The following is a 26,724-nucleotide window of genomic DNA, read 5'->3' on the forward strand; positions in this document are numbered from 1 at the left end:
GGAGCATGCCATGACCAAGACCACCCGCACCGAGACCGACAGCTTCGGCCCGCTGGAGGTGCCCGCCGACAAGTATTGGGGCGCCCAGACCCAGCGCTCGATCCAGAACTTCCCGATCGGCTGGGAGCGCCAGCCGGTGCCGATCATCCGCGCGCTGGGTGCGATCAAGCAGGCCGCGGCCGAGGTGAACATGGCCAGCGGCAAGCTGGACCCGGCCATCGGCAAGGCCATGGTGCAGGCGGCCGCGGAAGTGGTGGCGGGCAAGTTCGACGACAACTTTCCGCTGGTGGTCTGGCAGACCGGCTCGGGCACGCAGTCGAACATGAACGCCAACGAGGTGATCTCGAACCGCGCCATCGAGATCCTGGGCGGCGAGATGGGCTCGAAGAAGCCGGTCCATCCGAACGACCACGTGAACATGGGCCAGTCGTCGAACGACACCTTCCCGACCGCCATGCATGTCGCCATCGCCATGCAGGCGCGCGACGTGCTGCTGCCGGGGCTGGAAAAGCTGCACAAGGCGCTGGTCGCGAAGTCCGAGGAATTCAAGGACATCATCAAGATCGGCCGCACCCATACCCAGGATGCGACGCCCCTGACCCTGGGCCAGGAATTCGGCGGCTATGCGCATCAGGTCCAGAAGGGCATCGAGCGGGTGAAGCTGGCCCTGGGCGACATCTACGAGCTGGCGCAGGGCGGCACTGCCGTCGGCACCGGGCTGAACACGAAAAAGGGCTGGGACACGGCCATCGCCGCCAAGATCGCCGAGATCACCGGCCTGCCCTTTGTCACCGCGCCGAACAAGTTCGAGGCGCTGGCCGCGCATGACGCGATGGTGTTCTTCTCGGGCGCGCTGAAGACCGTGGCCGCCTCTCTGTTCAAGATCGCCAACGACATGCGGCTGCTGGGCTCGGGTCCGCGCTCGGGCCTGGGCGAGCTGATCCTGCCCGAGAACGAGCCGGGCTCGTCGATCATGCCCGGCAAGGTCAACCCGACCCAGGCCGAGGCGCTGACCATGGTCTGCGCCCATGTCATGGGCAATGACGCCGCCATCGGCTTCGCCGGTTCGCAGGGCCATTTCGAGCTGAACGTCTACAACCCGATGATGAGCTACAACGTGCTGCAATCCATGCAGCTTCTGGGCGATGCGGCAGGTTCGTTCACCGACAACATGGTCGTGGGCACCGAGGCGAACATCCCCCGCATCGAGAAGCTGATGAAGGAATCGCTGATGCTGGTGACGGCGCTGGCGCCGACCATCGGCTATGACAATGCGACCAAGGTGGCCAAGACCGCGCACAAGAACGGCACCACGCTGCGCGAGGAGGCGATCGCGCTCGGCTTCGTCGACGGCGAGACCTTCGACCGCATCGTGCGGCCCGAGCAGATGATCGGCCCGGAAGACTGATCTTGGCCGGGTCCGGTTCAGGCAAGGTCGTGAACCTGCGGGCGGCGCGCAAATCCGCCGCCCGCGATTCCGCCCGCAGGCAGGGCGACGAGAATGCGGCGAAATTCGGCCGCAGCAAGGTCCAGAAGCTGGCCGAGCAGGACGCCGCCGCGCGCGCCGCCCGGCACCTGGACCAGCATCGCAAGGGGCCGGAGCAAGGCGATGAGTGACCTGCCGCCGCTGCCGCCGCTGCCGCCGATGTCCGCGCCGGTGAAGCGCTCGATCACCATCGGCGGGCATCGCACCTCGGTCAGCCTGGAGGATGCCTTCTGGCGCGAGCTGCGCGGCATGGCCCGCGCCGGCGGCCGCACCACCGCAGCGCTGATCGCCCAGATCGACGCCGCCCGCCCGCCCGAGGTGGGGCTGGCCACCGCCCTGCGGCTTTACGTGCTGGCCGAGATCGTCAAGAATCGGGCGTAATGCTTGCGGCCTGCGCCCTGGCTGACTAAAAGCCGCTGCACATATCCAAATTTCCGGGAAATACCATGGCAGGCCATTCCAAATGGGCCAATATCCAGCATCGCAAGGGCAAGCAGGACAAGCTGCGCTCGAAGCTGTTTTCGAAACTGGCCAAAGAAATCACCGTCGCCGCCAAGATGGGCGACCCTGACCCCGACAAGAACCCGCGGCTGCGCCTTGCGGTGAAGGAAGCCAAGTCGAACTCGATGCCGAAGGACGTGATCGACCGCGCCATCAAGAAGTCGCAGGGCGGCGATGCCGAGAGCTATGACGAGATCCGCTACGAGGGCTATGGCCCCAACGGTATCGCCATCATCGTCGAGGCGATGACCGACAACCGCAACCGCACCGCGTCGAACGTGCGCAGCTATTTCACCAAATATGGCGGCGACCTGGGCCAGACCGGCTCGGTCAGCTTCATGTTCGACCGCAAGGGCGAGATCCTGTATCCGGCCGGCGCGGGCGATGCCGACACGGTGATGCTGGCCGCGATCGAGGCCGGGGCCGAGGATGTCGAAAGCGACGAGGACGGGCACTGGATCTATACCTCGGACACCGACCTGGCCGAGGTCTCGAATGCGCTGGAGGCTTCCCTGGGCGAATCCGAGCATGCCAAGCTGATCTGGAAGCCGCAGGCGCCGACCGAGATCGACCTGGAGACGGCGCAGAAGCTGATGAAGCTGATCGACGCGCTGGAAGAGGACGACGACGTGCAGAACGTCACCGGGAATTTCGACATTCCCGAGGATGTGGCGGCGCAGCTTTGAATTTCCGCCTCCGGCGGGGGTATTTGGGGAACAGAGAAATCAGGGTCGCAGTTCTGCTGCGGCCCTTTTCCTTATGGCGGCGGTCAGCGGGGCGAGGGCGGGCGCCATGGCGCGCTGCACATGCCAGTAGAGCGCCACGTCCAGGGCCAGGTCGGGGAGCAGCGGTTGCAGCCGGCCGTCGCGCAGCGCCGGGGCGGCCATGGCTTCGGGGACCATGCCCCAGCCGAGACCGAGCTCGATGGCGCGGGCAAAGGGTTCCGAGGCCGGGATCAGGTGGCCCGCCAGGTGCAGCGGCCGGCCTATGGCCCTGTGCGCCCAGCGTGATTGCAGCGCGTCCTTGGCGTTGAAGATGACGGCGGGGGCGGCGCGCAGCGTGGCCTCGGTCACGCCGTCGGGGAAGTGCCGGGCGCGGAAATCGGGGGTGGCCAGCGCCAGGTAGCGCATGGTGCCCAAGGGCAGCGCGTCGCAGCCCGGCACCGGGTCGGGGTCGGAGCTGATCGCCGCCGAGACCTGGCCCTGGCGCAGCCAGTCGCCGGCATGGTCCTGGTCGTCCAGCACCAGGTCGTAGAGCGCCGGCAGCGCCGCCATTACCGGCAGGAACCAGGTCGCCAGGCTGTCGGCATTGACCGCGAGCCGCAGCACCGCCGGTCCGGGCGGGCGCAGGCTGGCGGCGAGCGTGGTTTCCAGCAGCCGCACCTGGTCCAGATGCTGCATCAGCCGCAGCCCGGTTTCGGTGCCGCGGGCCGGCGGGCCGCGATGGACCAGCACCTGGCCCAGCCGCTCTTCCAGCCCCTTGATGCGCTGCGACACTGCCGAGGGGGTGACGCCGAGCGCTGCCGCCGCCGCCTCGAAGCTGCCGCGGCGGATGATCTCGGCCAGCACGGCCAGGGCGGCATAGTCAAGCATTAAGGAAACCTTAACCAGCGTAACGATTTTGAATTTGCCTGAAGTGGCAGGCCAGGGCAAGACGGCGGGCGAAGGAGAGCCGCATGCATGCCTATTTCGCCGGTCTTGGCACCGCCCTGTCGCTGATCGTCGCCATCGGGGCGCAGAATGCCTTCGTGCTGAAGCAGGGGCTGATGCGCCGGCACGTGCTGGCCACCTGCGCCTTTTGCGCGGTCTCGGATGCGGTGCTGATCACCGCCGGGGTTCTGGGCGCGGGCGCCATTGCCGCGCAGGCGCCCTGGTTCCTGGCGGCGATGCGCTGGGGCGGGGCGGCCTTCCTGCTGGCCTATGGCGCGCGCGCCTTTCGCGCCGCCTGGCGCGGCGGCGAGGCGCTGCGGGCCGGGCAGGGCCCTGCCGCGGGGCTGGGCGCCACGCTTCTGGTGCTGGCGGGGCTGACCTGGCTCAACCCGCATGTCTGGCTGGATACGGTGGTGCTGATCGGCTCGGTCTCGGCGGGGTGGGAGAACAAGCCGGGCTTCGTCGCCGGCGCGGTCTCGGGCTCGGTGCTGTTCTTCTTTGCGCTGGGTTACGGCGCGCGCTGGCTGTCGCCGCTGTTCGCGCGGCCGGCGGCCTGGCGGGTGCTGGACGGGCTGGTCGGGCTGGTGATGTGGTCGATCGCCCTGGGCCTGCTGCTGGGCGGCTGAGCCTTGCGCCGGCCGTGCCGGCAGGGCATGGCTGTGGGGATGAGCAGGACAACCCATTCCCTTGCGCGCAACGACCTGCCGGGCATCCTGTGGATGCTGGCGGCGGGTCTGTGCTTCGTCGCGGTCAACGGCACGGTGCGCTGGTTGGGGCAGGCGCTGCCCGCGGCCGAGGGCGCCTTCATCCGCTTCGCCTTCGGGCTGCTGTTCCTGGTCCCGGCGCTGGCGCCGGCGCTGCGGCAGGGCTTCGCCCCGCGCATCTGGGCGCTTTTCGCGCTGCGCGGCGGGCTGCATGTGCTGGCGGTGATCCTGTGGTTCTATGCCATGGCCCGCATCACCGTGGCCGAGGTCACCGCCATCGGCTTTCTCAACCCGGTCGTGGTCACGCTGGGCGCGGCGCTGCTGATGGGCGAGCGGATATCGTGGCGGCGCGGGCTGGCCATCGCCGTGGCGCTGGCGGGGGCGATGATCGTGCTGCGGCCCGGCATCCGCGCGCTGGAGCCCGGCCACCTGGCGCAGCTGGGCGCCGCGGTGATCTTTGGCGGCTCCTACCTGGTGGCCAAGCGGCTGTCGGAGCTGGTGCCGGCCTCGGTCGTGGTGGCGATGATGTCGCTGACGGTCTGCATCGGCCTGGCGCCGGTCGCGGCGCTGGTCTGGGTGCCGCCGACTCTGGCGCAATGCGCGGTGCTGGCCTGCACCGCCTTTTTCGCCACCGCCGGGCATTACGCGATGACGCGGGCCTTTGCCGCCGCGCCCCTGACGGTGACGCAGCCCGTCACCCTGCTGCAGCTGATCTGGGCCAGCCTTCTGGGCGCGCTGGCCTTTGCCGAGCCGGTCGACCTGTGGGTGCTGGTCGGCGGCGCGATCATGATCGGCGCCATCAGCTATATCACCTGGCGCGAGGCGCGGCTGCGGCGCCCCACGATCACCCCGCCGGCCGAGGCGACGCGGGAAAGCTAGGCCGGGTGTTCCAGCGCGCCGCCGGCCTGGCCGCGCTGCACCACCAGGCGCGACATGATACCCTGCCGCGTCACCCGGCCGCCGCCCTGCAAGGGCAGCATCTCGGCGCCGGTCTCGGTCATGGCCTGGATGACCTGGCGCACCGGGGTCTGGCGGTCGATGGGGGTGCCGGTGGCCTCGCCCGGTTCGGCCATGTCCTCGGCCCTCAGCACCGCCAAGGGGTTCATGTGGGCGACGAAATCCTCGACATAGGCGTTCGCCGGATGGGCGATGATCTCGCGCGCGGTGCCGACCTGGACGATGCGGCCGCCCTCCATCAGCGCGATGCGGTTGCCGATGCGGAACGCCTCGTCGAGGTCGTGGCTGACGAAGACGATGGTGCGGCGGAACCGCTTCTGCAATTCCAGCAATTCGTCCTGCAGCCGGTTGCGGATCAGCGGGTCCAGCGCCGAGAAGGGCTCGTCCATCAACAGGATCGGCGCCTCGGTGGCGAAGGCGCGCGCCAGGCCCACGCGCTGCTGCATGCCGCCCGACAGGTCGCCCACCTTGCGCTCGGCCCAGTCGGCCAGGCCGACGGTGGCCAGCTGCGCATCGACGCGGCGGCAGCGTTCGGCGGCGGGGATGCCGGCCAGCTCCAGCCCCAGCCCGACGTTCTCGCGCACCGAGCGCCAGGGCAGCAGGCCGAATTGCTGGAAGACCATGGCGATGCATTCGCGGCGCAGCCGGCGCAGCTCGGCGCCCGAGGCCTTGGTCACCGAGGCCATGCGGTCGCCGTCCCAGACCCGCACCTCGCCGCGGCAGACCGGGTTGAGCCCGTTCACCGCCCGCAAGAGCGTGGACTTCCCCGAGCCGGAAAGGCCCATCAGCACCAGGATCTCGCCCTCGCGCACGGTCAGCGAGCAGTTGTGGACGCCCAGCACCTGCCCGGTCTCGGCCTTGATCGGGCCGCGGTCCAGGCCCTGGTCCATCAGCGGCAGCGCGGCCTGGGGCGCGTCGCCGAAGACGATGTTCACATTGTCGAACTCGACCGCGTTATGCGCGGCTTGCCTGGCCTCAGTCATGGCCCCCCCTTACCCGCAGCATCCGGTCCAGCATGATCGCGACCACCACGATGATGAAGCCGCTTTCGAAACCCAGCGCCGTGTTCACGCTGTTCAGCGCCCGGACCACCGGCACGCCCAGCCCCGAGGCGCCGACCAGCGCCGCGATGACGACCATGGACAGCGACAGCATGATGGTCTGGTTCAGGCCCGCCATGATCTGCGGCGTGGCGCTTGGCAGCTCGACCTTCCATAGCAGCTGGCGCGGGGTGGCGCCGAAGGCGGTGGCGGCCTCGACCAGCGCCCTGGGCGTCGAGGAGATGCCCAGATGCGTCAGCCGGATCGGCGCCGGCAGCACGAAGATCACCGTGGCGATCAGGCCGGGCACCATGCCGATGCCGAAGAAGACGATGGCCGGGATCAGGTAGACGAAGGTCGGCAGCGTCTGCATCAGGTCCAGCACCGGCCGCATCCAGGCGTAAAGCCGCGGCCGGTGCGCGGCGGCGATGCCCATGGGCACGCCGATCGCCATGCAGACGACGCAGGCGGCAAGCACCAGGGTCAGCGACTGCATCGTCTCTTTCCAATAGCCCTGGTTGAGGATGAACAGGAAGCCCAGGGCGACCAGCAGGCAGGTCTTCCAGCTGCGCTGCAAGGCCCAGGTCAGGGCCACGGCCAGCAGGGTGAAGACCAGCGGATGCGGGAATTCCAGCATCCTCAGGATGCCGCCGATCAGCCCCTCCATCAGCCGCGAGACGGCATTGAAGACCACGGCGGCATGGGCGTTGAGCCAGTCGAAGATCGCCTTGGCGGTCCGGCCCACCGGGATCTTGGTCTCGGTCAGGAATGCGGTCAGTTGGTCCATGCGTCCCTTTCTTTTTGCCGTGCGGGATCGTCGGGGCTCCGGGGGGTTGCGCCGCAGGGTCTCGGCGGCACGGCCCGGACGCGCCATCCCGGCCAAGGTAGAGAAAACCGTCCCATGAGCAAGGCGGAGCAGGCGGCGGCGCCCCCGCCTGCCCGGCCCTTATTCGGAAAGCACCTTGTCCAGTGCCGCCTGCGCATCGCCGCCGTCGGCGGCGGTGACGCCCGCGATCCAGGGCTGCGCCGCTTCCGGGTTGGTGCGGAGCCATTTCAGCGCCGCCTCGGCTGGCTGCATGCCGTCGTTCAGGATCAGGCCCATGACCTCGTTCTCCATGGGCAGGGTGAATTCCAGGTTCTGCAGGAACTTGCCGACGTTCGGGCAGGTCTCGGCATAGCCGGCGCGGGTATTGGTATCGACGCGCGCGCCGCCGAAATCGGGGCCGAAGACCTCGTCCCCGCCGGCCAGGTAGGTCATCTGGAACTGGCTGTTCATCGGATGCGGCTCCCAGCCCAGGAAGACGACCGGCTTGCCGGCGGCCTCGGCGCGCGCGACCTGCGCCAGCATCCCCTGTTCGCTGCTTTCGACGACCTCGAAGGTGCCCAGGTCGAACTTGTTCCCGGCCACCATCTCCAGCAGCAGGCGGTTGCCGTCGTTGCCCGGCTCGATGCCGTAGATCTTGCCCTCCAGCGCGTCCTTGTGCGCGGCGATCCCGGCGAAATCGGCGATGCCCAGCTCGGCCCCGGCCTTGTTCGTCGCCAGCGTGTATTTCGCCCCGGTCAGGTTGGTGCGCAGGATGTCCACGGTGCCCGCCTCGCGATAGGGGGCGATGTCGGCCTCCATCGTCGGCATCCAGTTGCCCAGGAACACGTCCACGTCGTCGGTGGACAGCGCCGTATAGGTCACGGGCACCGACAGGATCTTGGTTTCGGTCTGATACCCCAGCGCCCCCAGCACGGTCGAGGCCAGCGCGGTGGTGGCGCTGATGTCGGACCAGCCCACGTCCGAGAAGACGACCTTGCGGCACTCCATCGGCTCTTGCGCCGCAGCGATGCCGGCCGTGGCGAGCGAGGCGACCAGCCCGGCGGCAAGAGCTGCGGAAGTGCGGCGAAATGTCATCTTTATCTCCTAGGTTCGTTGACGGGTGATGTGATTAAGGCTTTCATTGATTGACGAGTCAATCAATGATCTGCCAGATACGGGTCTCTTGCACGAATTTTCCAACGGAATTGCACCATGGTGTCCTGTCATGCCCAAGCTTGGCGCTGAACCTATCCGAAAAGCGGCGCTGATCAACGCCGCGATTGCCACGGTGGGCCGGGCGGGCTCGCTGGACGTCACCGTGGCGCAGATCGCGCGCGCGGCGGGCATGTCCTCGGCGCTTGCGCATCACTATTTCGGCTCGAAGGAGCGGATCTTCCTGGCGGCGATGCGGCATATCCTGGCGCAATACGGCGACTCGACCCGCGCTGCGCTGCGCGGTGCCGAAACGCCGCAGGAGCGGCTGCGCGCCATCATCGCCGCCAGTTTCGACGCCGCCAATTTCGAACATGACACCATCGCCGCCTGGCTGAACTTCTATGCGCTGGCGCTGGTCGAGCCCGAGGCGGCGCGGCTGTTGCGGGTCTATCACCGCCGGCTCGCCTCGAACCTGCTGACGGCCTTGCGCCCGCTGGCCGGGGCGGGGGCCGAGCCCATCGCCCGCACGCTGGGGGCGCTGATCGACGGGCTTTACCTGCGCGCGGCGCTGTCCAACGAGGCCGATGCCGCCGCCGCCGAACGAACCACGCTGGACTATCTGGAAAAGGTGCTGCCATGAGCCATGACGCGCAACCGCCGGCAAGCCTTTACATCGACGGCGCCCATGTCGAGGGCGAGGGCGCGGCGCTGCCGGTGCATTACCCCTATGACGGCGCGGTGATCGCGCGGCTGCGCGAGGCGTCCCCGGCGCAGGTTGCGCAGGCGACCGCCGCCGCTGCCGCCGCGCAGCCGGCCTGGGCGGCGCTGCGCCCGGTCGAGCGCGGCCGGGTGCTGGTCCGGGCGGCGCAGATCATCCGCGAACGGGGCGAGGAACTGGCGCGGCTGGAGACGCTGGACACCGGCAAGCCGATCCAGGAGACGCGGGTGGCCGACTGGCCCTCGGGCGCCGATGCGCTGGAATATTTCGGCGGGCTGGCGCCGACCGTCACCGGGCAGATGATCCCGCTGGGCGGCGATTTCGTCTATACGATTCGCGAACCGCTGGGGGTCTGCGCCGGCATCGGCGCCTGGAACTATCCCAGCCAGATCGCCTGCTGGAAGGCGGCGCCTGCCTTGGCCATGGGCAATGCGATGGTCTTCAAGCCCAGCGAGGAAACCCCGCTGGGCGCCCTGAAGCTGGCCGAGATCCTGGCCGAGGCCGGTTTGCCTGCCGGTATCTTCAACGTGGTGCAGGGCCGTGGTGCGGTCGGTGCGGCGCTGGTGACGGATCCGCGCGTGGCCAAGGTGTCGCTGACCGGCTCGGTCGCGACCGGGCAAAGGGTCTATGCCGCGGCGGCCGAGGGCATGCGGCATGTGACGATGGAACTGGGCGGCAAGTCGCCGCTGGTCGTCTTCGACGACGCCTCGCTGGAGGATGCGGTCGGCGCGGCGATGCTGGCGAATTTCTATTCCTCGGGCCAGATCTGCTCGAACGGGACGCGGGTCTTCGTGCAGCAAGGCATCCTGCCCGCCTTCCTGGACCGGCTGGCCGAGCGGGTGGCCAGGATCAGGATCGGCGATCCGCTGGACGAGGCGACCCAGCACGGCCCCATCGTCAGCCCAGGCCAGGCGGCGAAGATCCGTGCCGCCATCCAACGCGGATGCGACGAGGGCGCGCGGCTGGTCTGCGGCGGGCCGGGTGAGGGCGCCTTCGTGCCGCCGACCGTCTTTGCCGATGCCTCGGATGAGATGTGGATCGTGCGCGAGGAGATATTCGGCCCGGTCATGTCGGTGCTGGGCTTCGCGACCGAGGAGGAGGCCGTCGCCCGCGCCAATGCCACGCCCTACGGGCTGGCGGCGGGGGTGTTCACCCGCGACCTGGCGCGCGGCCACCGGGTCGCGGCGGCCCTGCAGGCCGGGACCACCTGGATCAACGCCTATAACCTGACCCCGGTCGAGGCGCCCTTTGGCGGCGTCAAGCTGTCGGGGATCGGGCGCGAGAACTCGGCCGCGGCCATCGAGCATTATTCGCAGCTGAAATCGGTCTATGTCGGCATGGGAGGCGTCGATGCGCCCTATTGATCGGCGCCGCGCCGGCAGCACGGTCGGCATGGGTATTTGGACAACGAAGAAGCCCGCCAGGGCGATGCAGGGGAGGCAGGCGTGATCCCGGATTATGTGATCGTCGGTGCCGGATCGGCTGGTTGTGCGCTGGCTTACCGGCTGGTGATGGCCGGCAAGCGCGTGGACATCGTCGAATATGGCGGCAGCGATGTCGGGCCTTTCATCCAGATGCCGGCGGCGCTGTCTTATCCGATGAACATGCGCCGCTATGACTGGGGGTTTTCATCCGAGCCCGAGCCGCATCTGGGCGGGCGGCGGCTGGTCACGCCGCGCGGCAAGGTGGTCGGGGGGTCGAGTTCGATCAACGGCATGGTCTTCGTGCGCGGCCATGCCAGGGATTTCGACTTCTGGGCCGAGAGCGGCGCCAGCGGCTGGGCCTATGCCGACGTGCTGCCCTATTTCAAGCGCATGGAGACCTCGCATGGCGCGGTCAGCGACTATCGCGGCAGCGAGGGGCCGCTGCATGTGACGCGCGGCTCGCGCAAGAACCCGCTGTTCGACGCCTTCATCCGCGCCGGGCGCGAGGCCGGCTATCCGACGACCGAGGATTACAACGGCGCCCGCCAGGAAGGCTTCGGCGCCATGGAGGCGACGATCTGGGAGGGGCGGCGCTGGTCGGCCGCCAATGCCTATCTGCGCCCGGCGCAGGAGACCGGGCTGCTGCGGCTGCGGCGCGGGCTGGCGCGGAGGGTGGTCTTCGAGGACTGCCGCGCCGTGGGCGTCGAGGTCGGCAACACCCGCGGCATCACCGTGTTCCGCGCGCGGCAGGAGGTGATTCTTTCGGCCAGCTCGATCAATACGCCGAAGCTTCTGATGCTGTCGGGCATCGGCCCGGCCGGGCATCTGCGCGCGCATGGCATCGAGATCCTGGCGGACCGGCCGGGCGTGGGCGCGAATCTCCAGGACCACCTGGAGGTCTACATGCAATATACCGCGACCCAGCCGGTCACGCTCTACAAGCACTGGAACCTGTGGGGGAAGGGCTCGATCGGGGCGCAATGGCTGGCGACGGGGACGGGCCTCGGGGCCTCGAACCAGTTCGAGAGCTGCGGCTTCATCCGTTCGGCCGCCGGGGTGGAATACCCGGATATCCAGTATCACTTCCTGCCCTTGGCCGTGCGCTACGACGGCCGGGCGGCGGCCGAGGGGCACGGCTTCCAGGTCCATGTCGGGCCGATGCGGTCGAAGTCGCGCGGCACGGTGCGGCTGAAATCCGCCGACCCCAAGCAGGCGCCCGAGATCCGCTTCAACTACATGTCGCATCCCGACGACTGGGCCGAGTTCCGCGCCTGCGTGCGGCTGACGCGCGAGATCTTTGCCCAGCCCGCCTTCGCCGCCTACAAGGGCCACGAGATCCAGCCCGGCGAGGGCGTGGTGAGCGACGACCAGATCGACGCCTTCATCCGCGACCATGCCGAGTCGGCATTCCACCCCTGCGGCACGGCGCGGATGGGCGCGGCCGACGACCCCTTGGCGGTGGTCGACCCGGAACTGCGGGTGATCGGGGTCGAGGGGCTGCGCGTCGCCGACAGCTCGGTCTTTCCGCGCATCACCAACGGCAACCTGAACGCGCCCTCGATCATGACCGGCGAGAAGGCCGCCGATCACATCCTGGGCGCGGGGATGCTGGCGCCGCTGAACCTGGGGCCGGAGATGGCGCCGGATTGGCAGATCGCCCAGCGTTCCGCCTAGTTCAGGAATCCTTGGGGTTTTTCAGCAGGTCGGCAAGCCCGGCGAAGGGCTTGCGCGCCTCTTCCTCGGGCGGAGGTTGGGGGGCGTCGAGCGCCGCGCCCTCGGCCCGCGGGTAAAGCGGCAGCGCCAGCGCCAGCGCCTCGGTCATGATCGCCTCGATGTCGATGAACTGGCCCAGGGGCTCCAGATCCTCGTCCGGCATCTCGACCTCGTCGCCTTCGGGCGTGCCGGCAAGGGGCGAAAAGACGCGGTGCAGGGATTCGCGCAATTCGGTCTCGACCGGGGCCAGCGTCACCACGCAGGGCTGCACGACGCGGGCCGAAAGCGTCCCCGTCACCTCCCAGGCGTCGCTGGCGACGGCGCGGATGCGGCCGGAAAAATCCAGCCGGGGCAGGGCGATCAGCCCCAGCTCCGCCGCCAGCGCCCGGCGGGCGGGCGCTGTGGGGGCCAGCGCGAAATCGGTCGGCTGGCGCGGGTTCAGATGGGCCACCCGGAACCGGGTCTGCGGGGCTTTGGAATCGGTCATCGGTGGCCTTTCGCGGGCAAAACCGCCCTTGGTCTGGATATTCTTGAGCGTGGGGCATGAGTTTGCTAAGCCGGTCGCGCGGCGTCAACAGGCGCGTAAGAGGGCAGAGAAAAGATGAAGATTTCCCGGCGGCAGATCATGGCTTTTGCACTGGCCGCACCTCTGGGCCTTTCCGCCTGCCAGGCCACCTATCGCAACCACGGCTATATCCCGCCCGAGGAGCAGCTGGCCCAGGTCGTCGTCGGCCAGACCCCGCAGGCCGAGCTGGAAGGGCTGATCGGCCGGCCTTCGGCGCAGGGGCTGCTGACCGGCTCGGCCTGGTATTACGTGGGCTCGCGCTGGCAGTTCTACGGCCCGCGCGAACCGCGCGAGATCGACCGCCAGGTGGTCGCCATCAGCTTTGCCGAAAGCGGCGTGGTCAGCAATGTCGAGCGTTTCGGGCTGGAGCGCGGGCAGGTCGTGGTGCTGTCGCGCCGCGTCACCGATACCGGCGTGACCAGCCTCGGCCTGATCCGCCAGCTTCTGGGCAATGTCGGCCGCGTCCAGGCCGGGGATTTCCTGGGCGATTGATCGGGGTGGGGCGGGGCGCCTTGTCGGGCGTCCCCTTTCGCGGCTTGGCCGCCCTTCAGCCCGGCTCCGGCACGAAGCGCAGCGCCACGCCGTTGATGCAATAGCGCAGGCCCGTCGGCGGCGGGCCGTCGGGGAAGACATGGCCCAGATGCGCGTCGCAGCGGTGGCAGCGCACCTCGGTGCGGATCATGCCGTGGCTGGTGTCGCGATGCTCGTCGATGTCGCCCGCCGGGCTGGGGCGGGAAAAGCTGGGCCAGCCGCAATGGCTTTCGAACTTGGCGTCGCCCTCGAACAGCCGGGCCCCGCAACAGGCGCATTCGTAATGCCCCGGCCCCTTGGGAAAGCCCGGATGCGAGAACGGCCGCTCGGTCCCCGCCTGCCGCGTCACGCGATAGGTCTCGGCGTCCAGCTCTGCCCGCCATTCCGCGTCGTTCTTGATGATCCGTTCCGACATCTTGGCCCTTCAATCCTGCCATGCTGCTGTTACAAGATAGGCGCAGTATGGATGTTAACAAGTCGGAGCGGGCCGGTTTACGGGCCGGGCGGGAACGCCATGATTTCACTCAGCAAGGGCCGTTACCAGGTCGGCTTTGCCGAAGGCCCCGCAGAGATCCGCGAGGCGCAGCGGCTGCGCTGGCTTTGCTTTCTGGGCCGGCGCGGTGCGGGCGCGGGGGATGGCGAGCCGCCGCTGGATGCCGACGATTACGACGACCGATGCAGCCATGTGCTGATTCGCGACAAGGCCGGCGGCAGGCTGGTCGCGTGCTTTCGCATGCTGACGCTGACCTGCGGCTCCCAGATCGGCGACAGCTATTCCGCGCGCCATTACAACCTGTCGCGGCTGCGCGATTTCCGCGGCCCCATGGTCGAGATCGGCCGCTTCTGCATCCACCCGGAATGGCACGACCCGGACATCCTGCGCCTTGCCTGGGGCGCGCTGGCGCGGCATGTCGACGACGCGCGCATCGAGATGCTGTTCGGCTGCTCCAGCTTTGCCGGCACCGACATCCACGGCTACGAGGACGCGTTCGCCATGCTGCGCGAGCGGCATCTGGCGCCGAAGCGCTGGCTGCCGCGGGTCAAGGCGCCGCAGGTGTTTCGCTTTGCCCGCGCGTTGCGGCTGCGCAAGGCGGACCCGCGCCGGGCGATGGCGGCGATGCCGCCGCTTCTGCGCTCATACCTCGCCATGGGGGGCTGGGTCAGCGACCATGCGGTGGTGGATCGGCAGATGGATACGCTGCATGTCTTCACCGGGCTGGAGATCCGGGCCATTCCCCCGGGACGGGCGAAACTGTTGCGCGCGGCCGGGGCGTAAGGGCGGCTTTGCATCCGCCGGCGAAACCCCCTATCTGCGCAGGCATGAGCGACAGATTCCAATTCACCGTCCACGCCACCGACGGCCGCGCCCGCAGCGGCGTGATCCAGACCCCGCGGGGCGAGATCCGCACCCCCGCCTTCATGCCCGTGGGCACCGCCGCCACGGTCAAGGCGATGCTGCCCGAATCGGTCCGCGCCACCGGCGCCGACATCCTGCTGGGCAACACCTATCACCTGATGCTGCGCCCCGGCGCCGAACGCATCGCCCGGCTGGGCGGGCTGCACAAGTTCATGAACTGGCCGCGCCCGATCCTGACCGATTCGGGCGGCTTCCAGGTCATGTCGCTGGCGGGCCTGCGCAAGCTGACGGAAGAGGGCGTGACCTTCTCCAGCCATGTCGACGGCTCCAAGCACCACCTTTCGCCCGAGACCAGCATGGAGATCCAGCGCCTGCTGGGCTCGGACATCGTCATGGCCTTCGACGAATGCCCGGCGCTGCCCGCGACCGAAGAGGAGGTGGCGAAATCCATGCGCATGTCGATGCGTTGGGCCGAGCGTAGCCGCGACGCCTTCGGCGACCGGCCGGGACATGCGCTGTTCGGCATCATGCAGGGTGGCGTCACCCGCGAATTGCGCGAGGAATCGGCCGAGGCGCTGAAGGCGATCGGCTTCGACGGCTATGCCATCGGCGGTCTCGCCGTGGGCGAGGGGCAGGAGGCGATGTTCGGCGTGCTGGACTATGCGCCGGGCTTCTTGCCGCAGGACAAGCCGCGCTACCTGATGGGCGTGGGCAAGCCCGACGACATCGTCGGCGCGGTGGTTCGCGGGGTGGACATGATGGATTGCGTACTGCCCTCGCGCTCGGGGCGCACGGGGCAGGCCTGGACCCGGCGCGGGCAGGTCAATATCAAGAACGCCCGCCATGCCGACGACCCGCGCCCGCTGGATGCCGATTGCAGCTGCCCGGCCTGCACCGGCTACAGCCGCGCCTATCTGCATCACGTCTTCCGCGCCGGCGAGATGATCTCGGGGATGCTGCTGACCTGGCACAACCTGCATTACTTCCAGGAGCTGATGGCCGGGCTGCGCGACGCCATCGCGGGCGGAACCCTGGCCGAGTTCGTTGCCCGATTCGAGGCAATGCGGGCACAGGGCGACATCGAACCGCGTTGAAACGCCGGGTCGCGCCTTGAATTTCGGCGAACCTTCGATAATCCCGAAAGGAATCGCCGGCGGAAGGACCGCCCCCTGAAGGAACCCTATGCCCGCAAAAGCAACGAACGATCAAAAGCCCGAGATCCGCACCCTGACCACCACGGCCGAACTGGCCGAGTTCTGCGCCCTGGCCAAGACCCAGCCCTATGTCACGCTCGACACCGAATTCCTGCGCGAGCGGACCTATTATTCCCGGCTTTGCCTGATCCAGGCCGCGCTGCCCCCGGCCTCGGCCGCGAAGGCGGCGGGGGGCTCGGCGGTGCTGATCGACCCGCTGGTCGAGGGGCTGTCGCTCGAGCCGCTCTACGACCTTTTCCGCCACAAGGCGACGGTCAAGGTATTCCATGCCGCGCGGCAGGATCTGGAGATCTTCTTCCACGACGCGGGCGTGATGCCCGATCCGTTGTTCGACACCCAGATCGCCGCCATGGTCTGCGGCTTTGGCGAGCAGGTCGGCTACGAGACGCTGGTCAAGAAGATCGCGCGCCAGCCGCTGGACAAGTCGTCGCGCTTTACCGACTGGTCGCACCGGCCGCTCTCGGATGCGCAGGCGGCCTATGCGCTGGCCGACGTGACGCATCTGCGGGCGATCTACGAGTTCCTCTCGACCCAGCTCGACAAGACCGGGCGCGCGCCCTGGCTGGCCGAAGAGGTCGCGGTGCTTCTGAACCCCGAAACCTACATCACCCGCCCGGAAGAGGCGTGGGAGCGGGTGCGCACCCGCTCCGGCTCGCCCCGCTTCCTGGCCGTGGTGCGCGAACTCGCGCGTTTCCGCGAGACCTATGCGCAGGAACGCGACATTCCGCGCGCCCGCGTGTTCAAGGACGACGCGCTGATCGAGCTGGCCTCGACCAAGCCGCTCTCCGAGGCCGACCTGGCCAAGTCGCGGCTGCTTCTGCGCGACGCACGCCGTGGCGAGATCGCCAATGGCATCCTTTCGGCCGTCAAGGCCGGGGTCGAGGCCAAGGATCTGCCCAAGCCCGCCCCCGACGAGCCGGGCCGGCCGGGCAATGCCGCGCTGGCGGAGCTGCTGCGGGTGCTGCTGAAGGCCAAGGCCGATGCGGCCGGGGTGGCGCCGCGGCTGATCGCCTCGGCCTCGGATCTGGACGCCATCGCCTCGGGCATGCGCGACCTGCCGGCGCTGTCGGGCTGGCGCGCCGAGGTCTTCGGCCGCGACGCGCTGCGGCTGGCGGCCGGCGAGATCGCGCTATCGGCGCAGGGCGGCGCGGTCAAGGTTGTGCCGGTCGCGCCCTAGTCCTCTTCCCCCTCCGCCACGTCGCGGGCGGCGGGGCTGACCAGGACGCGGATCAGATACAGCACCGCCATGGCCATGGCGGTGGCCATCAGCGCCAGGCGCAGGTCGCCGGTGCCGCAGCACAGGCCGATGGCGCCGCAAAGCCACATCGAGGCGCCGGTGGTGATGCCGCGCACATTGCCCTTGTTGATGACGATGGACCCCGCGGCCAGGAAGGCCACGCCCGCCGTCACCGCCTCGATCAGCCGCAGGGGGTCGGTGCGCTGCTGCTGCTCGTTCACCGGGCTGAAATCGACCAGTTCCATCGCCACCAGCGTAAAGCAGGCCGCGGCCAGCGCGATCAGCATATGGGTGCGCAGCCCGGCGGCGCGGGATTTCACCTCGCGCTCCCAGCCGATCACCCCGCCCAGCAGAACCGCCATGGTCAGCCGCAAGGCGACCACGCCGGCGGGCAGGCTCATGGGGCGCGAGAACTCGCCCGCCAGCATGTCCAGCATATTGTCACTTTCGAGACGCTTTTTCCTCGATCCCCGAACGCCCCTCGCGGCGGTCGAGTTCATTTTCCACGTCGGAAAGCGTCACGTCGCGCGCCGCCAGCATGACCAGCAGGTGGTAAAGCGTATCGGCAGCCTCGGAAATCAGCCGCTCGCGGTCGCCCTTGACCGCCTCGATGATCGCCTCGACGGCCTCTTCGCCGAATTTCTCGGCGCATTTCTCGGGGCCCTTGGCCAGCAGCTTGGCGGTCCAGCTGCTCTCGGGGTCGGCGCCCTTGCGCGCGGCGATGGTCCCGGCCAGGCGGTGCAGGCCGGTGGTCAGGGGATCGCTCATGTCAGCCGCACCGGGATGCCGGCGGCGGCCAGATGCTCCTTGGCCTCGCGGATGGTGAAGGTGCCGAAATGGAAGATCGAGGCAGCCAGGACCGCCGAGGCATGGCCCTCCAGCACGCCCTCGGCCAGATGCTCCAGCATGCCGACCCCGCCCGAGGCGATCACCGGGATGCCGACCGCATCGGCCACGGCGCGGGTCAGCGGGATGTTGAAGCCCGACTTGGTGCCGTCGCGGTCCATGCTGGTCAGCAGGATCTCGCCCGCGCCCCTGGCGGCGACGGTGCGGGCGAATTCCACGGCGTCGATGCCGGTGGGCTTGCGGCCGCCATGGGTGAAGATCTCCCACTTGCCCGGCGCCACGGTCTTGGCGTCGATGGCGCAGACGATGCACTGGCTGCCGAAGCGGTCGGCGGCCTCGGCGATCACGTCGGGGTTCGCGACGGCGGCCGAGTTGAAGCTGACCTTGTCCGCGCCCGCCAGCAGCAGGTCGCGCACGTCCTTGTGGCTGCGCACGCCGCCGCCCACGGTCAGCGGCACGAAGCAGGCCTCGGCGGTGCGCGTCACCAGGTCGTACATGGTGCCGCGATTCTCATGCGTGGCATGGATGTCGAGAAAACAGATCTCGTCCGCGCCGGCGGCGTCATAGGCGCGCGCCGCCTCGACCGGGTCGCCGGCATCGACCAGATCGACGAAGTTCACGCCCTTGACCACGCGGCCATCGGCGACATCCAGGCAGGGGATCACACGGGTCTTCAGCATGATGCCTTGTTACCTCGCCCCGCGCGCTCAGGCCAGCGCCTTCAGCGCCGCATGAAGGTCGATGGCGCCGTCGTAGAGCGCCCGGCCCGAGATCGCCCCGGCGATGACCCCGGTCGCCCGCAGCGCCAGCAGATCCTGCATCGAGGAAACCCCGCCCGAGGCGATGACCGGAATGTTGACCGCCCGCGCCAGGGCCTCGGTCGCGGCGATGTTGGGGCCGGCCATGGCGCCGTCGCGGTCGATGTCGGTATAGATGATCGCGGCCACGCCCGCGTCCTGGAAGCGATGCGCCAGGTCGACGGCCATCACGTCGGTCTCCTCGGCCCAGCCGCGGGTCGCCACCCGGCCGTTGCGGGCGTCGATGCCGACGGCGATCTTGCCGGGGAACGCCATCGCCGCCTCGCGCACCAGGTCGGGCTGCTCGACCGCCACCGTGCCCAGGATCACCCGCGCCAGGCCGCGCTCCAGCCAGGCCTCGATGGTCGCCATGTCGCGGATGCCGCCGCCCAGCTGGGCGGGCACGTCGATGGCGGCCAGGATCGCCTCGACCGCGGCGCCATTGACCGGCTTGCCGGCGAAGGCGCCGTTCAGGTCGACCAGATGCAGCCATTCCGCCCCGGCATCCTGGAAGGCGCGGGCCTGCGCGGCGGGGTCCGAGCCGAAGACGGTCGCCGCCTCCATGTCGCCGCGCAGCAGGCGCACGCAATTGCCGTCCTTGAGGTCGATCGCGGGATAAAGGATCATCGCATCTCTCCTGATAGCGTGGCGCCCCTTTGCCACAGCCGGCGGCGGACCGAAAGGCCCCGGATCCGCCGGCCGCGACCTCACGTCAGGCTTGATCGGTGGTCCGGGGCGCGCCCATCCTGCGCCCCGGACCATAACCCTGGGGAGGGGGGAATCACCATGAGGACATTGGCTCTTGCCACGCTGCTCGCGCTTGCGGGCGCCACCGCGCAGGCCCAGGGCATCGGCGGCATCTTCCAGACCCAGGCCAATGACGACGGCAATGTCGGCATGGTCGAGTTCTACGACTGCGGCGGCAAGTATTGCGGCCGGCTGGTCAGAAGCTTCGACAAGGCGGGCAAGCAGATCAAGTCGCCCCATGACGGCAAGAACATCGTCGCCGGCATGGCCGACGTGGGCGGCGGCAAGTTCTCGGGCGGCACGATCTGGGATCCCGGCGCCGACAAGACCTACAAGTCGAAGATGCAGCTCGACGGCAAGACGCTGAACGTCTCGGGCTGCGTCGCGGTCTTCTGCAAGACGCAGCAATGGGTGCGGGTCAAATAGCCGCCCGGCTTCCGCTGCGGCTTTCTCCGTTTTCCAAATACTCCGGGGGACGCCTTTCAGGCCCCGTCGAGGGGCCTGGAAGGCGGGGGGCAGAGCCCCCGCCACCGCCCGTCACGGGCGCCAGCGCAGGAAGTTGCCGATGATGCGCAGCCCCACGGCCTGCGACTTCTCGGGGTGGAACTGGGTGCCGACGATGTTGTCCCGCCCGACCACCGCCGTCACCGGCCCGCCGTAATCGGCGGTCGCCAGCAGATGCGCGGGATCGGCGACCCGGAACTGCCAGCCATGCACGAAATAGGCATGGTCGCCCGTCGCGATCCCGTCGAGCAGCGGGTGCGGGCGCAGCACCCTGAGGTCGTTCCAGCCCATATGCGGCACCTTCAGGCCGGGCGCCCGGATCGCCTCGATCTCGCCGCCGATCCAGCCCAGCCCCGCGGTGTCGCGATATTCGTGCCCGATCTCGGCCAGCATCTGCATGCCGACGCAGATGCCCATGAAGGGCACGGCGCGGGCGATCACCGCCTCGTGCAGCGCCTCGACCATGCCCGGCACGGCGTCGAGCGCCGCCCGGCAGGCCGGAAAGGCGCCGTCGCCCGGCAGCACGATGCGCTCGGCGCGCGCGACCTCGGCCGGGTCGGATGTCACCACCACCTCGGCCCCCGCCTCGCGCCCCATCAGCGCAAAGGCCTTTTCGGCCGAATGCAGGTTGCCGCTGTCGTAATCGACCAGCGCCACCCGCATCACAGCGCGCCCTTGGTCGAGGGCAGCACGCCCGCCATGCGCGGGTCGGGCTCGACCGCCTCGCGCAGGGCGCGGGCGACGGCCTTGAAGGCCGCCTCGGCGATGTGATGGGCGTTGAGCCCGTGCAGCCGGTCGACATGCAGGGTGATCCCGCCATGGGTCGCAAGCGCCTGGAAGAATTCGCGCACCAGCTCGGTGTCGAAGCCGCCGATCTTCTGCGCCGGGAAATCCACGTTCCAGACCAGATAGGGCCGCGCCGACAGATCCAGCGCCGCGCGCACCAGCGCATCGTCCATCGCCAGGTGGAAGGCGCCATAGCGGCGGATGCCCCGCTTGTCGCCCAGCGCCTGCGTCAGCGCCTGGCCGATGGCGATGCCGGTATCCTCGACCGTGTGGTGGTCGTCGATATGCAGGTCGCCCCTGGCCCGCACGGTCAGGTCGATCAGCGAATGCCGGGCCAGCTGGTCCAGCATGTGGTCGAAGAATCCGACGCCGGTCCGGTTGTCGTAGCGGCCGCTGCCGTCGAGGTCCAGTTCGACCTCGATCTGCGTCTCGGCCGTCTCGCGGGTGATCTTTGCGCGGCGCATCGCGTCTCTCTCCATCATGCAGGCTTGCCGCCTTATAGGGTCCGATCCGGCGGCTGAAAAGCCGATGCGGCGCCGCAGGCCCGGCGGGAAAACCCCGCCGCGTCCCGCCCGTCCTTGTCATATGGCCGGTGCAATGCGAAAAGTGGTGGGCGAGCCCCGAAGGACAAGCGACCCGAAAGGATCCTGGCCGATGAGAGATGATCTGAACGTCAGTGAAAAACGGCTGATCGCGGCCCTGGACCGCATCGACCAGTTCCTGGACCGTACCGCCGCGTCGCGGCATGCCCCGCAGCCCGTCCCGGCGGATGCGGAGGCCGCCTCGCAGCTGCACGAGCTTCAGGCCGAAAACCGCCGCCTTTCGCAAGAGCTTGCCGCCCTGCACGAGCACCAGTCCGTCACGCTTTCCGACTGCGAGCAGAGGCTGGCCGAGGCGCATCGGCGCCTGGTCGAGGCCGGGGAGGAGGCCGCCCGGCTTTCGGCCGCCAACGAGGCGCTGGCCGAGGCCAACCGCGCCCTGATCGCGGCGCAGCAGGGGGACGGGGCGCAGGACGAGGCCCGCCGCGCGCTGGAGGCCGAGGTCGAATCGCTGCGCGCCGCCCGCGCGGCCGAGGTCGCGCAGATGGGCGAGATCGTCGATGCGCTGGACCGCATGATCGAGGCCCCCGCCACCGCGGAGGGCGTTTCGGAGACGGCGCCGGACACGGCCGAGCATGCCGATGCGGCGCTGGACGAGGGAAGGGGCTGAACCATGGCGGAAGTGGATTTCTCGATCGGGCACAAGTCCTATACCCTGGCCTGCCAGGAGGGCGAGGAGCGGCTGCTCAAGCGCGCCGCCGGCCTGCTGGATGCCGAGGCGCGGGTGATTCTGGAACAGGCCGGCCGGATGCCCGAGCCGCGGCTTTTGCTGCTGTCGGGGCTGATGCTGGCCGACCGCACCTCGGCGCTTGAGGATCGCCTGGCCTCGCTGGAGCGCGAGCTGGCGCGGCTGAAGGCCAACCCGCAGCGCGTCGAGGTGCCGGTGGTGCCCGAGAGCCTGGGCGAGGCCATGGCGGAACTGGCCGCGCGGGCCGAGGCCCTGGCGCAGAAGGCCGAGGACCAGCTGGCGGACTGAGTGCCGGCGCCGCCGATCCCGGAGTATCTGCAAAACGGCGAAGGGGCGGGCTGCGGGGTGCGCGCCCGTGCCCCCTTTTGGCCGGTGCGGTCCTGGCTGTATAGCGCGGGCCGACCATCCATTCAGGAGCATTCATGGAACGCCTTCTCGAACGCAGCCTTTTCGCCAGCCGCTGGATGATGGCGCCGATCTATGTCGGTCTGGCGCTGTCTCTGCTCATCCTGCTTTGGGTCTTTGCGCTGGAGCTTTGGCATCTGATCGGCATCCTGCCGGTGATGACGGTCAACGATGCGGTGCTGGGGGTGCTGGCGCTGATCGACCTGAGCCTGGCGGCGAACCTCCTGCTGATCGTGATCTTCTCGGGCTACGAGAATTTCGTCAGCCGCATGGACCTGAGCGAACACGAGGACCGGCCGGAGTGGCAGGGCGAGGTGGATTTCTCGGCGCTGAAGCTGAAGCTGGTGGCCTCGATCGTGGCGATCTCGGGCATCCACCTGCTGAAGGTGTTCATGGATGTCGGCAAATACGCCCCCGAGCAGATCCGCTGGATGGTGGTGATCCACCTGGTCTTCGTGATCTCGGGCGTGCTGCTGGCGGCGATGGACTGGATCGCGAGCCACGGCAAGTCGCTGAAGAAGGGCAAGGCGCCCCAGTTCTGAGCCCTCGGCCCGGCGGCGCGGCCGCATGGGTATTTGGGCAACGAAGAAGCGCGGGGCGGCGCCTGGCCGGCGGCGCCGCTTTCCGTGGCGGATTTTTGGCCGGGCGGGCGGCGCGGACCCTTGCGACTTCGCCCGCCATGGCTATAACCCCGGACGATTTATCAGCCGCAAGCCCTGGGGACCGTCATGCCGAAAAGAACCGATATCAAATCCATCCTGATCATCGGTGCCGGTCCCATCGTCATCGGGCAGGCCTGCGAATTCGACTATTCCGGCGCCCAGGCCTGCAAGGCGCTGCGCGAAGAGGGCTACCGGGTCATCCTGGTGAACTCGAACCCCGCCACGATCATGACCGATCCCGAGATGGCGGATGCGACCTATATCGAGCCGATCACTCCCGAGGTGGTGGAAAAGATCATCGCCAAGGAGCGGCCGGATGCGCTGCTGCCGACCATGGGCGGGCAGACCGGGCTGAACACCGCCCTGGCGCTGGCCGACATGGGCGTGCTGAACCGCTACGGCGTCGAGCTGATCGGCGCGCAGCGCGCCGCCATCGAGATGGCCGAGGACCGCAAGCTGTTCCGCGAGGCCATGGACCGCATCGGGCTGGAGAACCCGCGCGCCACCATCGTCGCCGCGCCCAAGCATCCGAACGGCAAATACGACATCGCGGCCGGGGTCTCGATGGCCATGGAGGCGCTGGAGGAGATCGGCCTGCCCGCCATCATCCGCCCCGCCTTTACCCTGGGCGGCACCGGCGGCGGCGTCGCCTATAACCGCGACGATTACGAGCGCATCGTGCGCTCGGGGCTGGAAGCCTCTCCGGTGGCGCAGGTGCTGGTGGACGAGAGCCTGCTGGGCTGGAAGGAATACGAGATGGAGGTCGTGCGCGACCGCGCCGACAATGCCATCATCGTCTGTTCCATCGAGAACGTCGATCCGATGGGCGTGCATACCGGCGATTCGATCACCGTCGCCCCGGCGCTGACCCTGACCGACCGCGAATACCAGCGCATGCGCAACGGCTCGATCGCCGTGCTGCGCGAGATCGGGGTCGAGACCGGCGGCTCGAACGTGCAATGGGCGATCAATCCGCGCGACGGCCGCATGGTGGTGATCGAGATGAACCCGCGGGTCTCGCGCTCCTCGGCGCTGGCGTCCAAGGCCACGGGCTTCCCCATCGCCAAGATCGCCGCCAAGCTTGCGGTGGGCTATACGCTGGACGAGCTGGACAACGACATCACCCGCGTCACGCCGGCCAGCTTCGAGCCCTCGATCGACTATGTCGTGACCAAGATCCCGCGCTTCGCCTTCGAGAAGTTCCCCGGTTCCAAGCCCGAGCTGACCACGGCGATGAAATCCGTGGGCGAGGTCATGGCCGTCGGCCGCACCTTCCACGAATCGCTGCAAAAGGCGCTGACCTCGATGGAGAACGGGCTGACCGGGCTTGACGACATCGAGATCCCCGGCGCGCCCGACAAGGCGGCCATCGTCAAGGCGATCAGCCAGCAGACCCCCGACCGGCTGCGCCTGATCGCCCAGGCCATGCGCCACGGGCTTTCCGACGACGAGATCCAGCACGCGACCAGCTTCGACCCCTGGTTCCTGGCCCGGCTGCGCGAGATCGTCGATGCCGAGGCCGAGCTGTGCGCCCAGGGCCTGCCCGAGGATGCCGAGGGCCTGCGGCGGCTGAAGATGATGGGCTTTACCGATGCGCGGCTGGCGAAGCTTGCCGGCAAGGCCGAGGCCGAGGTTCGCCAGGCCCGCCGCGCCCATGACCTGCACCCGGTCTTCAAGCGCATCGACACCTGCGCGGCCGAGTTCGAGGCCCAGACCCCCTATATGTATTCGACCTACGAGGCCCCGGCGATGGGCGATGTCGAGAACGAGGCCCGGCCCAGCGACCGCAAGAAGGTGGTGATCCTGGGCGGTGGCCCGAACCGCATCGGCCAGGGCATCGAGTTCGACTATTGCTGCTGCCACGCCTGTTTCGCGCTGACCAAGGCCGGCTACGAGACGATCATGGTCAACTGCAACCCCGAGACGGTCTCGACCGATTACGATACCTCGGACCGGCTGTATTTCGAGCCGCTGACCCTGGAGCATGTGCTGGAGATCCTGGCGGTCGAGCAGGAGAACGGCACGCTGCACGGCGTCATCGTCCAGTTCGGCGGCCAGACGCCGCTGAAGCTGGCCAATGCGCTGGAGGAGGAGGGCATCCCGATCCTCGGCACCACGCCCGACGCCATCGACCTGGCCGAGGACCGCGAGCGCTTCCAGAAGCTGCTCAACGACCTGGGGCTGAAGCAGCCGATCAACGGCATCGCGCATTCCGACGTCGAGGCCATCGAGATCGCGCAGCGCATCGGCTTCCCGCTGGTCATCCGTCCGTCCTATGTGCTGGGCGGCCGCGCGATGGAGATCGTGCGCGACATGGACCAGCTCAACCGCTATATCCGCGAGGCGGTGCAGGTTTCCGGCGACAGCCCGGTGCTTCTGGACAGCTATCTCTCGGGCGCCATCGAGGTCGATGTCGATGCGCTGTCCGACGGCAAGACCGTGCATGTCGCCGGCATCATGGAGCATATCGAGGAAGCAGGCGTCCATTCCGGCGACTCGGCCTGCTCGCTGCCGCCGCATACGCTGGACGCCGCCACCATCGCCGAGCTGAAGGTCCAGACCGAGGCGATGGCCCGCGCGCTGAACGTCGTCGGGCTGATGAACGTGCAATTCGCGCTGAAGGACGGCGCGATCTATGTGCTGGAAGTGAACCCGCGCGCCTCGCGCACCGTGCCCTTCGTCGCCAAGGCCACCGACAGCGCGATTGCGTCCATCGCCGCGCGGTTGATGGCGGGCGAGCCGATGTCGAACTTCCCCGCCCGCGCGGCCTATCCCGAGGGCGTCGGCCCCGACGATCCGCTGCCCTTTGCCGATCCTCTGACGCTGGCCGATCCCAACACGCCCTGGTTCTCGGTCAAGGAGGCGGTGCTGCCCTTCGCCCGCTTCCCCGGCGTCGATACGCTGCTTGGCCCGGAAATGCGCTCGACCGGCGAGGTCATGGGCTGGGACCGCAGCTTCCCGCGCGCCTTCCTCAAGGCGCAGATGGGGGCGGGGACGCAGCTGCCCGAAGGCGGGCTGGTCTTCGTCTCGGTCCGCGACGCCGACAAGACCGCCGATCTGGCCGAGGCTGCGCGCGAGCTGACCGCCATGGGCTTCAAGCTGGTCGCGACCCGCGGCACGGCCGAGTTCCTGCGCGGCGCGGGGGTCGAGACCGAATTGGTGAACAAGGTCTATGAGGGCCGCCCGAACATCGTGGACCGGCTGAAGAACGGCGAGATCGCCATGGTGCTGAACACCACCGAGGGCGCCCAGGCCATCGCCGATTCGCGCGAGATCCGTGCGGTCGCGCTGAACGACAAGATCCCCTATTACACCACCGCCGCCGGCAGCATCGCCGCAGTCGCGGCGATCAAGTCGCGCGGCGAAGGTGAAGTCGGGGTGAGGTCGCTTCAGGCCTAGGACCGATCTGGCCGGTTGGAGGAGGTCGGGGTGATTCCGCGCCCCGGTCCCGGCCGGCAAGGCATGGAAGGCTGGCGACCCGCCGGGCAAATGCGACGGCTGAACGGGGGGACCGATCCGGTTCCGCAACGCCACGATCCGCAAGGGCGAACCGGCCGGCGCTTTCATCGGCGCCGCCGAGGGCGATCCGCTGAAACTCGTCAGGCGCCCCGCCTGCGATCATGCGGTGGCGACA

At 68.8% G+C, this 26,724-nt stretch carries 30 protein-coding genes; 18 read left to right on the plus strand and 12 right to left on the minus strand.

Features of this window, described 5'->3' with window-relative positions:
- The first annotated feature begins 10 nt into the window (after positions 1–10).
- From fumC to E3U26_RS19965, 4 genes are all read left to right on the plus strand, one after another.
- Positions 11–1,408, plus strand: coding sequence for a class II fumarate hydratase (fumC, locus tag E3U26_RS19950; protein WP_116221099.1), 1,398 nt, complete (start codon positions 11–13; stop codon positions 1,406–1,408).
- 29 nt (positions 1,409–1,437) lie between these two features.
- Positions 1,438–1,617, plus strand: coding sequence for a DUF4169 family protein (locus tag E3U26_RS19955; protein WP_243700108.1), 180 nt, complete (start codon positions 1,438–1,440; stop codon positions 1,615–1,617).
- The gene (locus tag E3U26_RS19960) at positions 1,610–1,867 is read left to right on the plus strand and encodes a ribbon-helix-helix domain-containing protein (protein WP_499107392.1); all 258 of its coding nucleotides are present in this window, start codon (positions 1,610–1,612) and stop codon (positions 1,865–1,867) included. The genes E3U26_RS19955 and E3U26_RS19960 overlap by 8 nt, the downstream gene beginning before the upstream one ends.
- A gap of 65 nt (positions 1,868–1,932) precedes the next feature.
- Positions 1,933–2,673: a YebC/PmpR family DNA-binding transcriptional regulator gene (locus tag E3U26_RS19965; RefSeq protein WP_036749451.1), complete on the plus strand. Its 741-nt coding sequence runs from the start codon at positions 1,933–1,935 to the stop codon at positions 2,671–2,673.
- Between the two features lie 39 nt (positions 2,674–2,712).
- On the opposite strand, the gene E3U26_RS19970 is transcribed toward E3U26_RS19965, so the two are convergent.
- Positions 2,713–3,579 carry a LysR family transcriptional regulator ArgP gene (locus E3U26_RS19970; protein ID WP_499107393.1) on the minus strand — a complete coding sequence of 289 codons (867 nt, stop codon included), beginning with the start codon at positions 3,577–3,579 and terminating at the stop codon, positions 2,713–2,715.
- 83 nt (positions 3,580–3,662) lie between these two features.
- Here E3U26_RS19970 and E3U26_RS19975 point away from each other — a divergent pair, with 83 nt between their 5' ends.
- On the plus strand, positions 3,663–4,262 hold the full coding sequence (locus E3U26_RS19975; RefSeq protein WP_114536122.1) for a LysE/ArgO family amino acid transporter: 600 nt from the start codon (positions 3,663–3,665) through the stop codon (positions 4,260–4,262).
- Positions 4,263–4,301: 39 nt separating this feature from the next.
- Positions 4,302–5,219, plus strand: a complete 918-nt coding sequence (locus tag E3U26_RS19980) for a DMT family transporter (protein WP_243700107.1) — start codon at positions 4,302–4,304, stop codon at positions 5,217–5,219.
- Here E3U26_RS19980 and choV read toward each other — a convergent pair.
- The 3 genes from choV to choX form a co-directional block, all read right to left on the minus strand.
- Positions 5,216–6,280, minus strand: coding sequence for a choline ABC transporter ATP-binding protein (choV, locus tag E3U26_RS19985; RefSeq protein ID WP_243784039.1), 1,065 nt, complete (start codon positions 6,278–6,280; stop codon positions 5,216–5,218). The genes E3U26_RS19980 and choV overlap by 4 nt on opposite strands.
- Positions 6,273–7,124: a choline ABC transporter permease subunit gene (gene choW, locus E3U26_RS19990; RefSeq protein ID WP_243784038.1), complete on the minus strand. Its 852-nt coding sequence runs from the start codon at positions 7,122–7,124 to the stop codon at positions 6,273–6,275. Before choW ends, choV begins: the two co-directional genes overlap by 8 nt.
- A gap of 159 nt (positions 7,125–7,283) precedes the next feature.
- Complete coding sequence (gene choX, locus E3U26_RS19995) at positions 7,284–8,237, minus strand: type 2 periplasmic-binding domain-containing protein (protein ID WP_499107396.1); 954 nt, start codon at positions 8,235–8,237, stop codon at positions 7,284–7,286.
- A 130-nt stretch (positions 8,238–8,367) separates the two neighbouring features.
- Here choX and betI point away from each other — a divergent pair, with 130 nt between their 5' ends.
- The 3 genes from betI to betA all read left to right on the plus strand — a co-directional run bounded on the left by betI (position 8,368) and on the right by betA (position 12,113).
- Positions 8,368–8,937, plus strand: coding sequence for a transcriptional regulator BetI (betI, locus tag E3U26_RS20000; protein ID WP_036749472.1), 570 nt, complete (start codon positions 8,368–8,370; stop codon positions 8,935–8,937).
- Entirely contained in the window at positions 8,934–10,379 is a 1,446-nt protein-coding gene (gene betB / locus E3U26_RS20005) for a betaine-aldehyde dehydrogenase (RefSeq protein ID WP_499107397.1), read from the plus strand. Before betI ends, betB begins: the two co-directional genes overlap by 4 nt.
- Positions 10,380–10,460: 81 nt before the next feature.
- On the plus strand, positions 10,461–12,113 hold the full coding sequence (gene betA, locus E3U26_RS20010) for a choline dehydrogenase (protein WP_499107399.1): 1,653 nt from the start codon (positions 10,461–10,463) through the stop codon (positions 12,111–12,113).
- Between the two features lies 1 nt (position 12,114).
- Here the strand turns inward: betA and E3U26_RS20015 are convergent, their stop codons facing one another.
- Positions 12,115–12,639 (minus strand): YceD family protein, encoded by a 525-nt coding sequence (locus E3U26_RS20015; RefSeq protein WP_499107400.1) that lies wholly within the window; start codon positions 12,637–12,639, stop codon positions 12,115–12,117.
- A gap of 138 nt (positions 12,640–12,777) precedes the next feature.
- Between E3U26_RS20015 and E3U26_RS20020 the strand changes: the two genes are divergently transcribed.
- Complete coding sequence (locus tag E3U26_RS20020; protein ID WP_240540457.1) at positions 12,778–13,209, plus strand: outer membrane protein assembly factor BamE; 432 nt, start codon at positions 12,778–12,780, stop codon at positions 13,207–13,209.
- 55 nt (positions 13,210–13,264) lie between these two features.
- Here the strand turns inward: E3U26_RS20020 and msrB are convergent, their stop codons facing one another.
- Entirely contained in the window at positions 13,265–13,663 is a 399-nt protein-coding gene (gene msrB / locus E3U26_RS20025) for a peptide-methionine (R)-S-oxide reductase (protein WP_499107402.1), read from the minus strand.
- Between the two features lie 99 nt (positions 13,664–13,762).
- Here msrB and E3U26_RS20030 point away from each other — a divergent pair, with 99 nt between their 5' ends.
- The 3 genes from E3U26_RS20030 (at position 13,763) to rnd (ending at position 16,996) form a co-directional block, all read left to right on the plus strand.
- Positions 13,763–14,524 carry a GNAT family N-acetyltransferase gene (locus E3U26_RS20030; protein WP_499107403.1) on the plus strand — a complete coding sequence of 254 codons (762 nt, stop codon included), beginning with the start codon at positions 13,763–13,765 and terminating at the stop codon, positions 14,522–14,524.
- 44 nt (positions 14,525–14,568) lie between these two features.
- Entirely contained in the window at positions 14,569–15,699 is a 1,131-nt protein-coding gene (gene tgt / locus E3U26_RS20035; protein ID WP_072460774.1) for a tRNA guanosine(34) transglycosylase Tgt, read from the plus strand.
- A 124-nt stretch (positions 15,700–15,823) separates the two neighbouring features.
- A complete protein-coding gene (rnd, locus tag E3U26_RS20040; RefSeq protein WP_036749739.1) occupies positions 15,824–16,996 on the plus strand; it encodes a ribonuclease D in 1,173 nt (390 codons plus the stop codon).
- Here rnd and E3U26_RS20045 read toward each other — a convergent pair.
- Genes E3U26_RS20045 through hisA form a run of 4 tightly spaced genes read right to left on the minus strand, consistent with a single transcriptional unit; the run spans position 16,993 to position 19,326 of the window.
- The gene (locus tag E3U26_RS20045; RefSeq protein ID WP_499107405.1) at positions 16,993–17,493 is read right to left on the minus strand and encodes an MgtC/SapB family protein; all 501 of its coding nucleotides are present in this window, start codon (positions 17,491–17,493) and stop codon (positions 16,993–16,995) included. The two genes, rnd and E3U26_RS20045, sit on opposite strands and share 4 nt — an antisense overlap.
- A 4-nt stretch (positions 17,494–17,497) precedes the next feature.
- Positions 17,498–17,824: a phosphoribosyl-ATP diphosphatase gene (locus tag E3U26_RS20050; RefSeq protein ID WP_499107407.1), complete on the minus strand. Its 327-nt coding sequence runs from the start codon at positions 17,822–17,824 to the stop codon at positions 17,498–17,500.
- Positions 17,821–18,582: an imidazole glycerol phosphate synthase subunit HisF gene (gene hisF, locus E3U26_RS20055; protein ID WP_116221089.1), complete on the minus strand. Its 762-nt coding sequence runs from the start codon at positions 18,580–18,582 to the stop codon at positions 17,821–17,823. Before hisF ends, E3U26_RS20050 begins: the two co-directional genes overlap by 4 nt.
- A 27-nt stretch (positions 18,583–18,609) precedes the next feature.
- Positions 18,610–19,326: a 1-(5-phosphoribosyl)-5-[(5-phosphoribosylamino)methylideneamino]imidazole-4-carboxamide isomerase gene (gene hisA / locus E3U26_RS20060; RefSeq protein WP_036749502.1), complete on the minus strand. Its 717-nt coding sequence runs from the start codon at positions 19,324–19,326 to the stop codon at positions 18,610–18,612.
- A gap of 159 nt (positions 19,327–19,485) precedes the next feature.
- Between hisA and E3U26_RS20065 the strand changes: the two genes are divergently transcribed.
- Positions 19,486–19,872, plus strand: a complete 387-nt coding sequence (locus E3U26_RS20065; protein ID WP_499107409.1) for a DUF2147 domain-containing protein — start codon at positions 19,486–19,488, stop codon at positions 19,870–19,872.
- 111 nt (positions 19,873–19,983) lie between these two features.
- Here the strand turns inward: E3U26_RS20065 and hisH are convergent, their stop codons facing one another.
- Both hisH and hisB read right to left on the minus strand, forming a co-directional pair.
- The gene (gene hisH / locus E3U26_RS20070) at positions 19,984–20,613 is read right to left on the minus strand and encodes an imidazole glycerol phosphate synthase subunit HisH (protein ID WP_499107411.1); all 630 of its coding nucleotides are present in this window, start codon (positions 20,611–20,613) and stop codon (positions 19,984–19,986) included.
- Positions 20,613–21,200 (minus strand): imidazoleglycerol-phosphate dehydratase HisB, encoded by a 588-nt coding sequence (gene hisB / locus E3U26_RS20075; RefSeq protein ID WP_116221087.1) that lies wholly within the window; start codon positions 21,198–21,200, stop codon positions 20,613–20,615. The genes hisH and hisB overlap by 1 nt, the downstream gene beginning before the upstream one ends.
- Positions 21,201–21,390: 190 nt before the next feature.
- Here hisB and E3U26_RS20080 point away from each other — a divergent pair, with 190 nt between their 5' ends.
- The 4 genes from E3U26_RS20080 to carB all read left to right on the plus strand — a co-directional run bounded on the left by E3U26_RS20080 (position 21,391) and on the right by carB (position 26,489).
- Positions 21,391–21,945, plus strand: coding sequence for a hypothetical protein (locus E3U26_RS20080; protein ID WP_499107412.1), 555 nt, complete (start codon positions 21,391–21,393; stop codon positions 21,943–21,945).
- A gap of 3 nt (positions 21,946–21,948) precedes the next feature.
- On the plus strand, positions 21,949–22,311 hold the full coding sequence (locus E3U26_RS20085) for a cell division protein ZapA (protein WP_024843277.1): 363 nt from the start codon (positions 21,949–21,951) through the stop codon (positions 22,309–22,311).
- Between the two features lie 134 nt (positions 22,312–22,445).
- Positions 22,446–22,970 (plus strand): YqhA family protein, encoded by a 525-nt coding sequence (locus E3U26_RS20090; RefSeq protein WP_499107413.1) that lies wholly within the window; start codon positions 22,446–22,448, stop codon positions 22,968–22,970.
- Positions 22,971–23,156: 186 nt separating this feature from the next.
- A complete protein-coding gene (gene carB, locus E3U26_RS20095) occupies positions 23,157–26,489 on the plus strand; it encodes a carbamoyl phosphate synthase large subunit (protein ID WP_499107415.1) in 3,333 nt (1,110 codons plus the stop codon).
- Positions 26,490–26,724 lie beyond the last annotated feature (235 nt).

The sequence above is a fragment of the Paracoccus ferrooxidans genome (genome assembly GCF_029909815.1).
In the GTDB taxonomy this organism is placed as follows: domain Bacteria; phylum Pseudomonadota; class Alphaproteobacteria; order Rhodobacterales; family Rhodobacteraceae; genus Paracoccus; species Paracoccus versutus.

Coding starts and splice junctions, on each gene's coding strand:
- fumC (WP_116221099.1), top strand. CDS start 11: ATGACCAAGACCACCCGCACCGAGACCGACAGCTTCGGCCCGCTGGAG.
- E3U26_RS19960 (WP_499107392.1), top strand. CDS start 1,610: ATGAGTGACCTGCCGCCGCTGCCGCCGCTGCCGCCGATGTCCGCGCCG.
- E3U26_RS19965 (WP_036749451.1), top strand. CDS start 1,933: ATGGCAGGCCATTCCAAATGGGCCAATATCCAGCATCGCAAGGGCAAG.
- E3U26_RS19970 (WP_499107393.1), bottom strand. CDS start 3,579: ATGCTTGACTATGCCGCCCTGGCCGTGCTGGCCGAGATCATCCGCCGC.
- E3U26_RS19975 (WP_114536122.1), top strand. CDS start 3,663: ATGCATGCCTATTTCGCCGGTCTTGGCACCGCCCTGTCGCTGATCGTC.
- E3U26_RS19980 (WP_243700107.1), top strand. CDS start 4,302: ATGAGCAGGACAACCCATTCCCTTGCGCGCAACGACCTGCCGGGCATC.
- choV (WP_243784039.1), bottom strand. CDS start 6,280: ATGACTGAGGCCAGGCAAGCCGCGCATAACGCGGTCGAGTTCGACAAT.
- choW (WP_243784038.1), bottom strand. CDS start 7,124: ATGGACCAACTGACCGCATTCCTGACCGAGACCAAGATCCCGGTGGGC.
- choX (WP_499107396.1), bottom strand. CDS start 8,237: ATGACATTTCGCCGCACTTCCGCAGCTCTTGCCGCCGGGCTGGTCGCC.
- betI (WP_036749472.1), top strand. CDS start 8,368: ATGCCCAAGCTTGGCGCTGAACCTATCCGAAAAGCGGCGCTGATCAAC.
- betB (WP_499107397.1), top strand. CDS start 8,934: ATGAGCCATGACGCGCAACCGCCGGCAAGCCTTTACATCGACGGCGCC.
- E3U26_RS20015 (WP_499107400.1), bottom strand. CDS start 12,639: ATGACCGATTCCAAAGCCCCGCAGACCCGGTTCCGGGTGGCCCATCTG.
- E3U26_RS20020 (WP_240540457.1), top strand. CDS start 12,778: ATGGCTTTTGCACTGGCCGCACCTCTGGGCCTTTCCGCCTGCCAGGCC.
- msrB (WP_499107402.1), bottom strand. CDS start 13,663: ATGTCGGAACGGATCATCAAGAACGACGCGGAATGGCGGGCAGAGCTG.
- E3U26_RS20030 (WP_499107403.1), top strand. CDS start 13,763: ATGATTTCACTCAGCAAGGGCCGTTACCAGGTCGGCTTTGCCGAAGGC.
- tgt (WP_072460774.1), top strand. CDS start 14,569: ATGAGCGACAGATTCCAATTCACCGTCCACGCCACCGACGGCCGCGCC.
- E3U26_RS20045 (WP_499107405.1), bottom strand. CDS start 17,493: ATGCTGGACATGCTGGCGGGCGAGTTCTCGCGCCCCATGAGCCTGCCC.
- E3U26_RS20050 (WP_499107407.1), bottom strand. CDS start 17,824: ATGAGCGATCCCCTGACCACCGGCCTGCACCGCCTGGCCGGGACCATC.
- hisF (WP_116221089.1), bottom strand. CDS start 18,582: ATGCTGAAGACCCGTGTGATCCCCTGCCTGGATGTCGCCGATGGCCGC.
- hisA (WP_036749502.1), bottom strand. CDS start 19,326: ATGATCCTTTATCCCGCGATCGACCTCAAGGACGGCAATTGCGTGCGC.
- E3U26_RS20065 (WP_499107409.1), top strand. CDS start 19,486: ATGAGGACATTGGCTCTTGCCACGCTGCTCGCGCTTGCGGGCGCCACC.
- hisH (WP_499107411.1), bottom strand. CDS start 20,613: ATGCGGGTGGCGCTGGTCGATTACGACAGCGGCAACCTGCATTCGGCC.
- hisB (WP_116221087.1), bottom strand. CDS start 21,200: ATGCGCCGCGCAAAGATCACCCGCGAGACGGCCGAGACGCAGATCGAG.
- E3U26_RS20080 (WP_499107412.1), top strand. CDS start 21,391: ATGAGAGATGATCTGAACGTCAGTGAAAAACGGCTGATCGCGGCCCTG.
- E3U26_RS20085 (WP_024843277.1), top strand. CDS start 21,949: ATGGCGGAAGTGGATTTCTCGATCGGGCACAAGTCCTATACCCTGGCC.
- E3U26_RS20090 (WP_499107413.1), top strand. CDS start 22,446: ATGGAACGCCTTCTCGAACGCAGCCTTTTCGCCAGCCGCTGGATGATG.
- carB (WP_499107415.1), top strand. CDS start 23,157: ATGCCGAAAAGAACCGATATCAAATCCATCCTGATCATCGGTGCCGGT.